Origin of the sequence: Nocardia sp. NPDC127606, from assembly GCF_042671725.1 — a bacterium.
GTDB lineage: Bacteria > Actinomycetota > Actinomycetes > Mycobacteriales > Mycobacteriaceae > Nocardia.
Genome location: NZ_JBHXWQ010000001.1, coordinates 1594113 through 1609402, shown reverse-complemented (window position 1 = coordinate 1609402; position 15290 = coordinate 1594113). Strand labels below are relative to the sequence as shown.

General features: G+C 65.4%; 8 protein-coding genes and 1 pseudogene. 5 read left to right on the top strand and 4 right to left on the bottom strand.

All coding sequences use genetic code 11. From position 1 onward, the window contains the following. Positions 1 to 57: 57 nt before the first annotated feature. Both ACFVJ5_RS07550 and ACFVJ5_RS07545 read right to left on the bottom strand, forming a co-directional pair. Entirely contained in the window at positions 58 to 1461 is a 1404-nt protein-coding gene (locus ACFVJ5_RS07550; protein WP_379219050.1) for a hypothetical protein, read from the bottom strand. Positions 1462 to 1728: 267 nt separating this feature from the next. Next, positions 1729 to 1920: a YegP family protein gene (locus ACFVJ5_RS07545; RefSeq protein ID WP_379219049.1), complete on the bottom strand. Its 192-nt coding sequence runs from the start codon at positions 1918 to 1920 to the stop codon at positions 1729 to 1731. On the opposite strand from ACFVJ5_RS07545, the pseudogene ACFVJ5_RS07540 reads away from it, so the two are divergent. The 3 genes and pseudogenes from ACFVJ5_RS07540 (at position 1919) to ACFVJ5_RS07530 (ending at position 3943) form a co-directional block, all read left to right on the top strand. Next, positions 1919 to 2709, top strand: a pseudogene (locus tag ACFVJ5_RS07540) (Tn3 family transposase). The gene ACFVJ5_RS07545 and the pseudogene ACFVJ5_RS07540 sit on opposite strands and share 2 nt — an antisense overlap. A gap of 159 nt (positions 2710 to 2868) precedes the next feature. Continuing rightward, complete coding sequence (locus ACFVJ5_RS07535) at positions 2869 to 3408, top strand: TetR/AcrR family transcriptional regulator (RefSeq protein ID WP_379219048.1); 540 nt, start codon at positions 2869 to 2871, stop codon at positions 3406 to 3408. A 43-nt stretch (positions 3409 to 3451) separates the two neighbouring features. Then, entirely contained in the window at positions 3452 to 3943 is a 492-nt protein-coding gene (locus ACFVJ5_RS07530; protein WP_379219047.1) for a nitroreductase family deazaflavin-dependent oxidoreductase, read from the top strand. Here ACFVJ5_RS07530 and ACFVJ5_RS07525 read toward each other — a convergent pair whose 3' ends face one another. Together ACFVJ5_RS07525 and ACFVJ5_RS07520 are read right to left on the bottom strand one after the other, a co-directional pair. Next, entirely contained in the window at positions 3944 to 4120 is a 177-nt protein-coding gene (locus ACFVJ5_RS07525) for a tyrosine-type recombinase/integrase (protein ID WP_379219046.1), read from the bottom strand. 490 nt (positions 4121 to 4610) lie between these two features. Next, positions 4611 to 6875 carry a hypothetical protein gene (locus ACFVJ5_RS07520; RefSeq protein WP_379219045.1) on the bottom strand — a complete coding sequence of 755 codons (2265 nt, stop codon included), beginning with the start codon at positions 6873 to 6875 and terminating at the stop codon, positions 4611 to 4613. A 163-nt stretch (positions 6876 to 7038) separates the two neighbouring features. Between ACFVJ5_RS07520 and ACFVJ5_RS07515 the strand changes: the two genes are divergently transcribed. Together ACFVJ5_RS07515 and ACFVJ5_RS07510 are read left to right on the top strand one after the other, a co-directional pair. After that, the gene (locus tag ACFVJ5_RS07515) at positions 7039 to 7272 is read left to right on the top strand and encodes a hypothetical protein (RefSeq protein ID WP_379219044.1); all 234 of its coding nucleotides are present in this window, start codon (positions 7039 to 7041) and stop codon (positions 7270 to 7272) included. A gap of 543 nt (positions 7273 to 7815) precedes the next feature. Beyond that, entirely contained in the window at positions 7816 to 15270 is a 7455-nt protein-coding gene (locus ACFVJ5_RS07510; RefSeq protein ID WP_379219043.1) for a SpvB/TcaC N-terminal domain-containing protein, read from the top strand. The last annotated feature ends 20 nt before the right edge of the window (positions 15271 to 15290 follow it).

The following is a 15290-nucleotide window of genomic DNA, read 5'->3' as shown; positions in this document are numbered from 1 at the left end:
AACCCAGCGCCTAGCAGCGACGGTTGAGGTCCTGCTGACGACTTGGCTCGCAGTCGGCTACCTCTTGTTTCGGTTGGCGACACCCACGGCGGCTACTTCGTCAGCGCATTGCGCCACAACGGCGCGGACATGGTCGTCGTCGGATCGAAGGGCGCTGAAGAGATCGAAGGTGCGGATTGCGGATTCGTCTGGTTGCCCGGCGGTTTCCTGCGCTGCCAGTGAAGCGGCAAGAGCCGCGGCCGTCCGGCTTGTCTGGGATTCGGTGATGCTCCGCGAGATATACAGCCACCAGGGGAATACGATTCCCTCGGCAACGTCCTTCTTGTGTTCGAAAAGGATGCTGATGTAAACCAACAGGTCCGGTAGCCCGATTGCCTGGCACACCTGGGAGTATCCCCACGTGCCGACCAGGCGAACGAATGCGCTGAGTCCAGGTTGGTTCGCTTGAGCGTCTCTGACGAGGTCAGGGGTCGGCCTCGGCTCGACCCAATTCCACCTCGAAGGTGCCCTCATGTATTCCTGCATGGAGAGTGTGTCTCCGCCAACGAAGTGGCCGCCGTGGATATCGACGGCGAACATGGGGAGATACGCTTGCGACCCCAGCCGCTGCATCTGCTCCCCGGAGTACTTCTCGAGGGTCAGATGTCGGACACCGGATTCCATACGCTCCCAGACTCGTTGCAGGAAGGCGATGTGGTCTTCTGCTTCTGTCCGCCAAGGTGGAGGACCGGCGGGCAACGGGCCCTGGAACGCTCGCAGCACGGTGGTCCGGACGCTGATGGCGTACAACAGCACCGGCAACGCCCAGCGGTAGTCCCACACCCGACCGAAACCGTGGTCGCGTGCGCGGTCGGTCATATTCGACATCCAGCCCAGCCGCCAATGAGTCGGGTCGGCTGTCAGCGACAGCGCCGGCACACTGTAGGGCCGCATCCAGTATGCGTCGTCGAGGCTGCCAATGATGGAGTTCACAGCGTACTGCGAGTCGCGTTCGGCCAGCACTCGGCGGCCTTGCCATGTGGGATCGGATGAGGAAGCGCCACTGCGCAGGAACTCGCGGGCGGTCTGCAAAGCACTCATGGAGTGCGAGCGCAGCAAGCTCAGGTCTTCTTCGCGGGAGGTTATCCAGTGCGCCAGCTGAAAGTCCTGGATCTGCGTCAGTTTTTGGTTCAGTTCAGCCAGCGCCTGCAGCGCAGGATCAGTACTGCCGGACCCACCGGACGCCCAATTGTCCAACGCCACAGCGAGTTCGACGACCTCGACACCCAGCGTGAGCAGATCGAGTGATTCTTTCATAGCCTTGTAGCCAGCCGATTCGTACCACGGCGTGCCCGATCGGAGTGCGAGGGCACGGATGGTGTTTCCGACGTAGGCGGCCTCGAGCGTGTCGGGGGCGTCGGCGAGATCGAGGACATTGTCGTCGTCGGCCGGCGCGCGCACGAAGAAGCCATCATCGCTCAAGAACTGCGTACAGTGGGGCAACCGATACAAATTCCGGGGCATGGCGAGCTCTCTCTCCTGCCGAAGGATTCTCCCAGTGATTGTCCTCCTGAGAATGGCGGACGTCTCGGTAATGGGGCGGGTAGGACACGCCGCGTCGGCGAGTCGGCTGACGATCGCAGGGCCCTGGATTCGGCGAGCTGGCTTCACCTGAAATACCAGTTCAGGCGGCATTCGCAGCCCAACCGCCGAAGGACTGGCCCCACGCGCGGGCGGCGAGCCGGGCCGCTACTTGCCGTCCGCAGTGAGGACGGCAACCGTGGCGCCAGCGGCGCTGGTCTGCACCGAGGCGTTGCCCTTCTTGGCCGCCTCCTCGGACTCATACGTCTGAGAGGCGGCGATGATCTCGCTGTTGCCTGCCTTGAGCCGCCACCGGAACATGCCGCCCTGATCGGCGAAGATCTCGAACTTGCCTGCCATGACCGGGGGTCGAGGAGTCGACTTCATCGACGTCGTGCAGCTCCAGCAGGGCGGGACGCGACCCGACGACATCATCACCGACACCGGTTCCTATTCCGACATCGTGTTCGGTTTGGTGCATTTGATCGGCAAGAAGTATCGGCCGCAGTTGGCGAATCTGCCCGATCAGCGGTTGTGGTCGACCCGGGTGCGGACTACGGCCCCCTCAACCAGGCCGCACCGGGACAGATCGACACCGACAAAATCGCGGCGCACTGGGAGGGCATGTGCCGGATCGCGGTGTCGATCAACGCGTGTGAAGTCTCTGCTCATGACGTCACCCGCATGATCTCCCGAGATGGAAATCCCACCCCGTTGGGTCAGGGGATCGCGCACTACGGGCGGATCTTCAAGACCCTGCACATCCTGCGCCTGGCCGACGACGAACCGTATCGCCGGGAAGGAAAAGTTCAGGCCAATCTCGTCGAGGGCCGCCACGATCTGGGGCGTCGGATCTACCACGGGAAGAAGGGGGAGATGACCCGCACCTATTACGAGGGCATGGAAGATCAGCTCTCCGCGCTCGGGTTGGTACTCAACTGCACGGTTCTGTGGAATACGTTCTACACCAACCGCGCTCTGGAACAGCTACGCGCTCAAGGCTATCCGGTGCTCGACGCCGACGCGCAGCGGTTGTCGGCGTTCATCCGCGCCCACATCGGCATCGACGGCCACTACGCCTTCCGCCTGTCCGACCTCGGCGACACCCATCGCAAATTACGCGATCCCGACGTCCGCGTCGACGAGTGACGAGCCCCGCACGGGCCCCATAGCCGAGCCCGGAACCCTGTCCAGGACGACGGTCCGGTAGTTTGGTCATATGCCCAAGGCGATCGTCCAATCCGTTGTGATCGGAGCAGGCCAATGGTGACGGCGGCTGAGCGAGGCCGGGAAACCCGTACTCGGTTGATGACCGCGGCAATCGAGCTGATCGCCGAGCACGGGTGGGGTGCGGTGACCACACGGCTGGTTGCCGAACGTGCCGGTCTGCGACCAGGGTTGGTGCACTACCACTTCCCGTCGGTGACCGACCTGCTCATCGATGCCTCGCTGCACATGGCGCGCACCGAGTACGACACCGTGATGGCCGAGGCACTCGCAGCCTCCGGCCCTGCGGCCATAACGCAGATGCTCACCACGATCGGTGCCTACACCAGCACCGATCCGGCGACAGTGGCGATGAGCGAGATGATGCTGGCCGCCACCCGCAACGAACGCCTGCGAAACGAGTTGGGCCGCCTGGTCGCCGAGGCACGGGCCGCGATGACCGCGTGGTTTCGCGATCAGGGCCCGAGCATCGATCCGGAGGCTACCGCGGCGGTGGTCTTGGCCCTCATCGATGGGCTGATCCTGCATCGCATGATCGACCCCACCCTGCGCGCGGTGAATGTGACCGGGCCGTTGCTGCGTGCGGCGGGTTTGACCGACAACGAACGCGCCGACTGTTGACCGTCCGCACCACGGGATCACCCCCACCTGAAGGAGAACACAGATGACCGCGACAAGTCTCGCCACAAAGCTCGGTGCCCGCGCACTACGAACTCGATGGCTGGTTCGCGCGCCGATCTGGCTCTACCGCGCCGGATTCGGGTTCGTGTTCGGCTCGCGCCTGCTTATGCTGCGACACACCGGACGCCGCAGTGGCGCACCCCGATTCGTCGTCCTGGAAGTCGTAGACCGACCTGCGGCCGGCGAATATGTCATCGTGTCCGGGTTCGGGACCACGGCCCAGTGGTATCGCAATATCCGGGCCGATCCGCGGGTACGAATATCTACCGGCACTACACGCAACGTTGCCGCGACTTCCACGCCGATGACCGCGGACGAATCGGCCACCGCGCTCGAGCACTACATCCGCAACCAGCCGAAAGCCTGGGACAAACTGCGCACCACCATCGAACACGCCACCGGCAAACCCGTCAGCGTCCTCCCGATGGTCAGGGTGCGGACCGAACACACCCGTGACCGGCGGCTGAGCCTGTAATCACCCCCTTCGCCGCCGGGCCGCAGGATCGCTGTCTGCCTGGAATCGAACGAGTCCTTGATCGGAAACCTTCGCGTACCTGGCAAGGCTTCGAACCGAGGAGTGCCCGGACAACTTCATCAACACCGGCGTCGACGCGCCCTCCTCGGCCGCGTGCGTGAGCCGCGAATGCCGCAACTGATGCAGTGTGTACGGGCCGCCGTCGAACCCGCTGGCGCGGCGTGCAGCGCTTCTCCACTTCGGTTCCGTCCGGGGTCACTGCTTGCCCGCGGCGCGAGCACGCGCTGGGTGCGCGGGTCGAGCCACACCGGCGTCCGGTCGATCTCGCGGGCCCGCAGCACGCGGCCGCCCCGGCAGGGCCATTGCACGAACTCGTACCACCCAGCTCGGCTGGGCGATGTCGGCGGCCGACGAGGCAACCGGGTCCCTCGCCCACGCGGAACCCGCCTACATCCGCGGTTGTGCCCCACCACCCACACCGCCGGGGGGTCGATTCCCACACACCAGGGCCGTCGATGACATCGAATCCTGTGGCGGCGCGGCCGAGCCGCCACACCAGGCGATCGTGGACTCCGAACGTAGGCAGGGGCCACGATCCGACGGAGCGCTACCTACCGATCCAGCCCGGGGCCCTCAGAGCGTCGCGGCGCCGCGTTGATTCACATTCTCATTCGGGTACCAGCAGATCGTCCCAGGTCCATTCTTTCGCGTCGGCGCCATCGGGCTCTCGCCCGAATCGGCAGTCGTGGACGCTCGCGGCGCTCTGCAACGGCCGAGTCCCGGACCTCAGTCGCGGCCATCTCGGCGTGATCCTGCCCCGGTGGTCGAACATTGAGCGATAATCCTGTATTCCGGCGGTCTTGTACAGTTCGGCCTCCCACGTTGTCACTCGCAGCCGATACACGCTGTCCGGGTCGTCGGTATCGAGGGTGAGACCGGCTCGATCGGCCAGGTCGCGTGCATGTTTGCCCAACTCGGCAGTCGATAGTGAGTGCAGCAGGACCGAGACGTATGCCACGTTGTCAACATCTGTGGTGGGTGCGGCCCGATCCGCCAGGTCGTGTGCGTGTTCGCCCAATCCGGCTTCACGCAGTGCGTCCAGCAAGAACGCAACGTTGTTCGGGTTTTCGATGTCGACAGTGGGTATGGTTCGATCGGCGAGGTCGCGTGCGTGTCCGCCGAACTCGGCCTTCAGCAATGCGGTCAGCAGGTTTGCGACTCTGTGCGGTTCGGTGAGGGCATACCGTTCGACGACCCAAGTGGCTGGTCGTCGATCGTTCGGTTGAACTTTGTGCATCACTTCGATCAGGGCAGGAGCGCAGATGTGTGTTCCTGCGCCGATGGCATCGATCCAGAGCTGCGCTGCGGCGCGATACAGGCCACGGCGCCACGCAGCACCACCCAGCAGATCACGGTTCTGAGGGTGAGCGTGGCGGGCGAGGGCCGCCCAGAACGCGATCGGGGGGACGATATCGGCTCGTTCGACGCGGGCACGTTGGTCGAGGTAGTCGGCCAGCAGGTACGTCGATCCGCCTCGTTTGGTGGTTGGCCTGGTTCGGTTACTCGGTTCGACCGGTGGGGTGATGATGCGGGTAAGTGCCCCGTCGGCGCCCTTGCAGGGGCGCTCGGCCTCGGTGAGGGCCTTCTTGAGCCAGTCGTCGGTCGCCGCTACAGTGTTCCAATCGCCGGGGGTCATGTAGACGTGGGCGGCCTCGGCGAGGAGCCCGTACGGGATGGCGTTGCGGTGCCCCATCCGGCGCGCGTCCATCGCTACCTGAACGATCGATCGTGCAGCGGTGGAGAATTCACGGTCGTAGCGGCGCAGCAGTTCCGGCCCTCCGGCCAGGTACTGGGTAATGCGCCCATACTCTGCACGTTCCCGCGCGTACGCGAACCGCGCATCGGTCTCAGCGGCCGCTGTCAGGGCGTCCGGGTCGGCGTCGGCGAACGACGCTGGAACCTCGAGCACCGCAGTGGTCGCCGAGTTCTCCAGCAGCTCGCGGGCTTGGGAAGCGTGCGGGCGGCACAATACGGTGTAGTAGGAGCGCCACAGCGTCCCCACCATGAGCACCGGCCCACGCACATCGTCGGTGAGCAGATCCCTCAGCGCGACCGCGGCGTCTTCGTCGCCGGCTCGGTTGTCCCCGCCTAGATACTCCTGGGCTTCGTTGAGCCACACCACTGTCCGTGGCCGGACCCGGACCAGCTCATCGAGCGCGGCGCGGCGGTTCGGGCTCCTGGGATGCCACAACCGCCATCCACCTTGATCCCGCAACGGCGCCAGGGCTTCCCACAAGGCCCGGGTCTTGCCGGTCGAGGAATCCCCCACCAGCACCACCAACCGGCTCGTCCCGGCAGCCGCCGCCGCGACGACCTCGGCCAGCGCGGCGTCGTGAGCCCGCGGCACATAGGCAGGCAAGGCACTGTCCCGGCCGTCAGGGTCGACTGTGATCGCCTTGTGCACGCCCAGATCGAACGGATCCAACTCCGCGGTCAGCGGCTGCCCGACACCGGGAACCGGGTTCCGGTCGACGGTTCTCGACGGCGTGCTCGCGGCTGCCCGGTACAGCTGCCGCCAATACAGGACGTCCCCCGAAGACAGCTGCGCGTCGGATCTGGAGGTTCGCACTCGATGGATCGCCAGAACCACCGCCAGCAACTGCTCCTCAGTCGGTGGCAGTTTGGGATGGGAGTTCATCCAGCCGTTGAACGCCTTCCGCGAGGCGACCTTCTCCGGCACGGAGAACCGCAGCGGCTGACCTCCCCTGTCACGAGCGACTCTCTCGGCGCTGGCGTGGCGGCGCCGGGCAGCCTCGTCCAGGATCGCGCTCGCGCGCTCGACGATCACCTCGTCGGTGACGAGCCCACGTACCCCCGCCCGCAAGGTCTTCAACGCGGCAGCGAGTTCGGCGCGACCGTTGCTGTCCTCCACAAGCCTCCTCTTCCGTGCCTCCAGATGCCACCGACCAGCACCCCACTCTGCCCGACCGATCCACGCTCCGGCCAGGTTATCCACCCGCACGATTGCCTCCGGAATGCCTCCCTGCTGCCGCCGGACCTCTTTTCCCAGGTGAAACGACTACACCGTAGGCGCCATGACCAACCAGACCACCGCCCCCGAACCCAATCCCACCACCCCGCAACCGAACACACTCCGCCGACAGATCCTCGACACGGCCGCGACCGTCGCCAACACCGCCGCCTTCGCCGCCGACCTCACCGACCACCCGGTCATCGCCACCGCAGCACACGCCACCGCCCTGGCACTGCGGATCCTCAACACCATCCTCGACACACGAACCGCCCCGGGGTCCCCCACCCACGATTGACCCAACCCGCGGTGGGCGGTACCGAGACCTTCTCGGTACCGCCCACCACCATTTCCTCGACCGCACCCGCACCGAATCCGTCGAACCTCGATTCACGGGAGGGACAGGATAGGAATTGCCCGGTCGAAGCTTCGTGCATGGTTGCCTCACGGCCGTGATGGCCTGCTGTACGTCTGGCCGCTGCGCCGGCTGTCGGCCGCCAAATGGGGCGGGACCCGCCGTCTGACGATAGGTCCGTGCCCTGCGATCTGATCGATTCGGAGTCACCACCTCGAGCACCTCGATGGCTGCGCTCGGGGCAGGGATCGTCGAGACGACGATCCGGCAGCAAGACGGCACCCGGGTTTCGAGTAGTGGAGTACTCGTGTTCTCACTGCCGCGCCCGCATAAAGTCAATGCACCTCGTCGCCGCATCCAGGTGATCTCGACACTGAGGTGAACTGCCTCTACCAGCATGGACGTCGCGCCCATCGAATCGCTTCGACGACCCTAACCACACTTTTCACCCTGGAGCCGAACCCTAGGCGTGATCGGAGAGTGCTGATGGTGAGCCCTCGAGCAACAGGTGACGGGCAGACAGGCATCGTGGCCGGTAGCGTGCCCCCACGCCAGCCTGCGGAGTCGTCCGATGCACGTTCCACGTGGGCACCGAGTACGCCGACGCTGAATCTGCCGAAAGGTGGTGGTGCGATCCGCGGCCTCGGCGAGAAGTTCGGCGCCAATGCAGCGTTGGGGACCGCGGGGTTGACCGTTCCCCTGCCCGTCAGTCCGGCTCGGTCGGGTGCGACTCCGGTGTTGTCGCTGAGCTATGACTCCGCAGCGGGAAGTGGCCCATTCGGATTGGGCTGGCGGTTGGCTACGCCGCAGCTGACTCGCAAGACCAGTCGCGGTGTGCCCCGATATGACGACACCGATGTGTTCGTCCTCGCCGGCAGTGACGACTTGGTGCCAGCAGTCGATGCTGTGGGCGAGCCCGTCGTGGACTTCGACAGCGTGCCCGGGTACCGGATCAGCAGATACCGGCCCCGGGTCGAGGGCGCGTTCACGCGGATCGAGCAGTGGACTCACACCGACGACGGTGACACCCATTGGCGGGCCCTGTCGCCGGACAATGTTCTGACAGTTTTCGGACGGACGGCTGCCGACCGGATCAGCGACCCGACCGATGGCCGAGTTTTCAGCTGGCTGATCTCGGAGACACGCGACGTCGACGGCAACGCCGTCGAATACCGATACACGCCGGAGGATACGGTCGAGGTCGACACCACCGCGCCCCACGAACGCAACCGACCCGCCCCGTCGGCGAACCGGTACCTCAAGTGTGTCCGTTACGGCAATCGGAAGCCGCTGCTGGATCAGCATGGACGGCGTCCGGTCGAGCTGACCGCGCTCGAGCGCGCGAACGCCGAGTGGATGTTCGAGTTGGTGTTCGACTACGGCGACCACTCGCGACAGAATCCGTTACCCGAGCCCGACCTGCCGTGGGCTGCTCGCACGGACCCGTTCTCCACTTATCTTCCCGGTTTCGCAGTGCGCACCTACCGGTTGTGTCAACGGGTCCTGATGTTCCACCATTTTGCCGAGGAGTCGGCTGTCGGTGCCGACTGTTTGGTGGCATCGATGGAGTTGGCCTATACCGTCGACCGATTGGCGTTGCTGACTTCGCTCACCCACCGTGGCTACCTGCGAAGAACAGAGGGAAGTTACGACTCCGACACCCTGCCGCCGCTGCAGCTGGAATACACCGAAGCGCATTTGGGCGACACTGTGCTCGAAGTCGATCCGGGTTCGTTGCAGAACGTACCGTCGGGGTTGGATGCGAGCTCGGGTACCTGGGTCGATCTCTACGGTGACGGTGCCTGCGGCATCCTCACCGAGCACCGCAACGCGTGGTACTACAAGCAGAACCTCGGTGGTGGCCGATTCGCTGCTCAGCAGCGCGTGGCGGAACGTCCGCAGTCGGCACAACTAGACGCTGGTCGGCAGGCCCTGCTCGATGTGACCGGTGATGGGCGGGCCGATTTGGTGCAGTTGGAGGGGGGCGCGCCCGGTTTCGCCGCCGGAGTGGGCGACGGGTGGGCGCCGTTCGTGCCGTTCCCGCAGGCGCCGGCGCTCGACTGGCGCGGCACCGAGGTTCAGTGGGTCGACCTCACCGGCGATGGGCTGGCGGATCTGCTGGTGAGCGAGGCCGATGCGTTTACCTGGTACCGGTCGCTGGGCGCGCAGGGTTTTGCCGAAGGTATCCGGGTGGTGCTGCCGAGCGCTGAAGAGCGCGGCCCCCAGCTGGTCCGCGCCGACAAACAGCAGGCACTGTATTTCGCCGACATGTCCGGCGACGGTTTGTTCGATCTGGTTCGGGTTCGAGCCGCCCAGATCTGCTACTGGCCCAACCTCGGGCACGGCCGGTTCGGCGGGCAGATACTAATGAGCCGCTGCCCACTGTTGGACTTGCCGGAAGCTTTCGATGCGCGCAACATCCGGCTGGCCGATATCGACGGCTCGGCCTGCACGGATCTGCTGTATCTGGGGCAAGGCCGGGCCACGGTGTGGTTCAACGAGGCAGGCAACGGTTGGAGCGACCCGGTGGGGTTGGCGCCGTTCCCGCATCTGGACAACCTCGCCACCGTGTCGGTCGTCGACCTGTTCGGCGCAGGCACAGCGTGTCTGATCTGGTCGACCCCGGCCGCGGTGGACGCCGTCGCACCACTGCGATACCTCGACCTGATGGCAGCCGGGCCACCGCGGCTGCTACGGCGAGTAGCCAACTCGATGGGCGCCGAGACCACCGTGACATACGCGCCGTCGACGAAGTTCGCGATCGCTGATCAACTGGCCGGCCATCCCTGGCTGACCAGACTGCCGTTTCCGGTTCACGTGGTGGAGCGAGTTCAGGCCCGCGACCGCGTGAACGGCACGAGGACGACCTCGCACTACACCTACCATCACGGGTACTTCGACGGCACGGAGCGTGAATTCCGTGGGTTCGCTCGGGTTGAGCAGTCCGATACCGAGGCGTTCGAGGATTTCGTCGTCGGCGTCGACGCCGACGGTGGACATCAGGAGCTGGCCCCGGAGTTCTTCCAGCCGCCAGTCACCACCCGAAGCTGGTTCCACACCGGGGTGTTCCTCGACGGCGAGGATCTCACGACCGGACTGGGTGCGGAGTTCTATAACCGCCACCCGGACCTTGACGGCCACGAGTTCCCGGCGGGGCTGTCCACCACCGAATGCCGAGACGCCGTGCGCGCGCTGAAAGGGCTGCCGCTGCGTGTGGAGACCTACTCCTTCGACGGCACCTCCGCCGCCGAGCACCCCTATTCAGTGGCCGAGTACAGGTATGCGGTGCGCACCGTTCAGCCCGGGGTATTCCAATCGGTCGGGATCGAGTCGCTGACAGCCCACTACGACCGTGAACCCGACGAGCCCCGCATCCACCACACCTGCGTGCTCGAAACAGGTCGATTCGGCGAACCGCTGGCGACAGCGACGGTCGACTACGGGCGCCGACATCCCGACCCAGCGTTGCCCCCACAGGTCCGCACGGACCAGGCAAAGACCTGGATCGCCGCTGGGCAGACCGAGCAGGCACCCGAGATCGACGTGCAACTGCCAGTGCCTGCCTACCGGCTGCCCGCACCGTGTGAAACCCGCTCCTACGAGCTCACCGCAGTGACCCCAACCGCAACCTTGTTCACCATCGACGAACTCGCCACCGCCCTGACCACGGCCGGCGACATCGACTACGCGGCCGAGTCCGGCCCGGGCTTGGCTCGCCGGATCCTGCACCGCACGCTGATCCGCTATCGCGGCGACGATCTCACGGCACTACCGTTCGGGCAGCAGGGCAGTCTCGGGCTGAGTTTCGAGTCGTATCGGCTGGCATTCACCCAACCCGTCATCGAGGCCTACTACCCAGACATCACCGAAGCGGATTGGGTGAACGCCGGCTACCGGCGGGTCGACGGTGAGGATGGCTGGTGGATTCCTTCCGGCACAGCCGAATTCGGTACCGACCCGGCAGCGCACTTCCATCTTCCGATCGGTATACGGGATCCGTTCGGCGTGCGCACCACGATCACCCGCGACCCGTACGACTTACTGGCACAGCGGATCGAGATCGTCGGCGCGGCCTGGAACACCACCAGCGCAGTCAACGACTACCGGATCCTGGGGCAGGTGGAAGTGACCGACGCCAACGGCAACCGCAGCGCCGTACGCCACGACGCGCTCGGCCTGGTGGTACGCACGGCGGTGATGGGCAAGGCCGGATCGGGTGAGGGCGACACGTTGGACGATCCCACCACCCGGGTGGAATATGACCTGACCCGCTGGGCGAACACGGGCCGGCCCAACCTCACCCGCGTACTGGCCCGGGAGAACTTCGGTGCGACCAACACCGGTTGGCGCGAGTCCTTTGCCTATGCGAGTGGCTCCGGCGCGGTGGCACTGATGAAAACCCAAGCGCCCGGCGGCTGGCTGGCCACCGGGCGAACGATCGTGAACAACAAGGGCAATCCGGTCAAGCAGTACGAGCCCTACTTCAGCCCGAGCAGCGAATACGACGACTTCGAGGCGCTCGCCACTGTCGGAGTCACTCCGCTGATCGCCTACGACCCACTCGGCCGAGTTACACGCGTCGACCTGCCCGACGGCACCTTCACCACCGTCGAAACTTCCCCATGGCGCACGGACACCGCCGACGCCAACGACACCGTGCTCGACAGTCACTGGTACATCGAGCGCGGCAGTCCCGACCCAGCCGACCCGGAACCGGCCGACCCCGAGCGCCGAGCGGCGTGGCTGGCGGCGCGGCATGCGAACACCCCCGAGGTGGTCCACGCCGATGCGCTGGGCCGGCCGGTGTTCGCGGTCGCCGACTACGGCGGCGGCACAAGCGCGACCGTGCGCTCGATCATCGACCTGACCGGCCGCCGATCCTCGGTGATCGACCAACTCGGCAGGCAAGTCGGCACCGGGTTCACCTCCATGCTCGGCGTACCGGTTTTCGGAGACAGCGCCGAACGCGGGAGCCGCTGGACCTTCACCGATATCCGCGGCGGCCTGGTTCGAAGCTGGGACTCGTCCGGGCGCGAGTTCCGCGCCGACTACGACTCGCTGCGCCGCCCGGTCAGCCTGTCGGTGCGGCACCGCGACGGCCACGAACACGTCCTGCACTGCGTGATCTACGGCGACCGGCACCCGGATGCGTTAGCGCGCAACCTCAACGGCATCCCACATCAAACCTTCGACCAAGCTGGCGTCGTCACCGTGCACGCCCATGCTTTCAGTGGAGAACCGACCTCGGTCAGCCGCGGTCTGACCACCGACCCGACCACGCCCCCGGACTGGCGACCGGTCGCGGTGGCGGGCACCTACGCTGCCGCGCAGACCGCCGCTGACATGGTGCTCGATCCGGCTGATACGTTCACCGCCTCGGCCACCCACGACGCGTTGGGCCGCCCGATCACTCTTACTCTCCCGGACGGCACGGTCCTGACACCGACGTATGACCGCGCCAGCCGACTGGACAATCTGCGGGCACAGTTGCGCGGCACCGGACCAGCGATGGAGTTCCTCGCCGCGCAAACCTACAACGCCAAGGGCCAGAGGCTTCGCGCCGAACACGGCAACGGTCTCACCCTGACCTACGGCTACCATCCGACATCGCTGCGGCTGACCGACATCGCCACCGCCGCAAACGGAACCAGTGCCGCCAGCCCTGCTGTGCAGAACATGCACTACACCTACGACCCGGTCGGCAACGTCACCCAGATCGCCGACGCCGCACAACAAACCCACTTCTTCGCCAACTCCGTGGTCAGCGCGGACACGAGGTACGAGTACGACGCTTTCTACCAACTGATCTCGGCGAGCGGCCGTGAATCGGCCGCTGGTAACGACACCATCCGCGGCTCGACCGACCTGGCCGCAATCATCGGACTTCCGCACGTCAACGACGCTAACGCGGTGCGCCGCTACACCGAACGCTACGACTACGACCTGGCCGGTAACCTCACCCGCCTACGACACCACGCACCGGTCAACGGCGGCGGCTGGACCCGCAACTACCGGTACCGCCACCAGTTCGACCCGACCGATACGACAAACCGGCTGGCGGCGACCAGCCTGCCCGGCGACCCGGACACCGGGCCCTACACCCAAACCTACGACTACGACGGTCACGGTAATTTCTCCCGGCTCCGGACACCGAATCCCGGTGAACTGTTGTGGAACGCACTCGACCAACTACAACAAGTCGACCTCGGCGGGGGAGGCACCGCCTACTACAACTACGGCGCCGACGGCACCCGGATCCGCAAGGTGATTGAGCGCCCCAGCGGGCTGCGCCAGGAGCGGATATACCTCGGCGCCCTCGAGATCTACCGCGAGCTCAAGACGGGGACAGGCCCCACTCTGGTCCGTCAGACACTCCACATCACCGACGACGCCGGCCGAATCGCTCAGGTCGACATCAAACTCGTCGACACCGCCACCATCGACCCCGACAACCCGGTGGGTACCCCGATCATCCGCTACCAGTACAGCAACCACCTCGGCTCAGCCACGCTCGAGACTGACCACGCAGGCTCGGTGCTGTCCTACGAGGAATACCACCCATTCGGGACCACCGCCTACCGGTCGGTGAAATCAGCTGTAGGGCAGTCGCTCAAACGGTATCGATTCAGCGGGAAGGAACGCGACGACGAGACCGGGCTCTTCTACATCGGCGCGCGCTATTACGCGTCCTGGCTCGGTCGGTGGACCAGCCCCGACCCGGCGGGCTACTCGGATGGGCTCAACCTCTGGCGATACTGCCGCAACAGCCCAGCCGTACTGTCTGATCCGACCGGGCACGACCCCGATGAAAGACCCGTGCACATCAGTTGCAATCCCACTGGCAACGAAACCATCAACGATCTCCAGGCATGGGCATCACAGGCCGGGTTGCGTATCGACACCACGAACCTCGACTTGAAGCACCTTAAAGAACACCACTTCCGCACCATCCGTGGCAGTGGACAATGGTTCGGCTTCAGCTTCCTACCATTGGGTGCGCCCGCTGCTGCACACGGAGCTCTCCCCCCACCGTCAATTCCGGCGGCCTCTCCCGAACCACCGCCGAAGGCACCGCCCGGAACGAAATTTGAGGCTGCTGCCAAAGCTGGCCGAGCGGCGTACAAGAATGCGAATCCGATGCCACCGGGAACGCAGCCGCACCATTGGACCAAGGAACGCAGCGCCCAAGCCGCTGATATCGATCCGGGTGTGATGAACCAGAACATGTCAGCACTGCAATCCCATACAGGTGGACGTCCCACCACCCTCCTCGTCCCTCGCAAGCCCAGGTCGACTGTTACGTATACGGTTGAGGGAACTCCGGAGTTGCACACCGAGCACAAATTCGCCGACAACCGAATGATTCCGATAGAAGAGCAGAAGCTCGCTGCAGCCAACCCATCCCTGAATCCTGGGACGCGGGCGATTGAGGCTGGCCGCATGGCGAGATGGCGGATGACCGGTGAACCGGGTCCGGCACCTGGACCCGGCTACGGCCAGGCAGTGCCGCTCAATCAGGTGTTGAAAAACCTGCCGCCAGTGTTTGGAACCCGCGTAGCTCGGCTGCTGGTTGCCGGATTCGCGGAGGCCGAGGTAGTCGGGATCTTCGCTCATTCGTTCGTGACGGGCACCCTCGGCATCACGAGCGGTCCAATTGCGGCCACGGCCGAAGCAGTCTCTGCAGCACCGACCTCATTCGCGATCACGATCACCGCAGCGGCGTATGGCGGGGCAATGGTAGGCAACACAGTTGAGTCGCTCGCGCGAAGTGGAGGCGTCAGCGCGGAGATGTCGATCGGCGCCGCGGTCATCGGCGCCGCTGCCACCGGCGCGGTGATCGGGACTCTCATTCCGATTCCCGCCGTCGGCCCTTTGGCTGGCGCGTTGATCGGCGGGGCCGCCGGCGCGATCGGCTACGGGCTGAGCAAGTTGTTGTTCTAAAACACCCGCAGTACACGGGG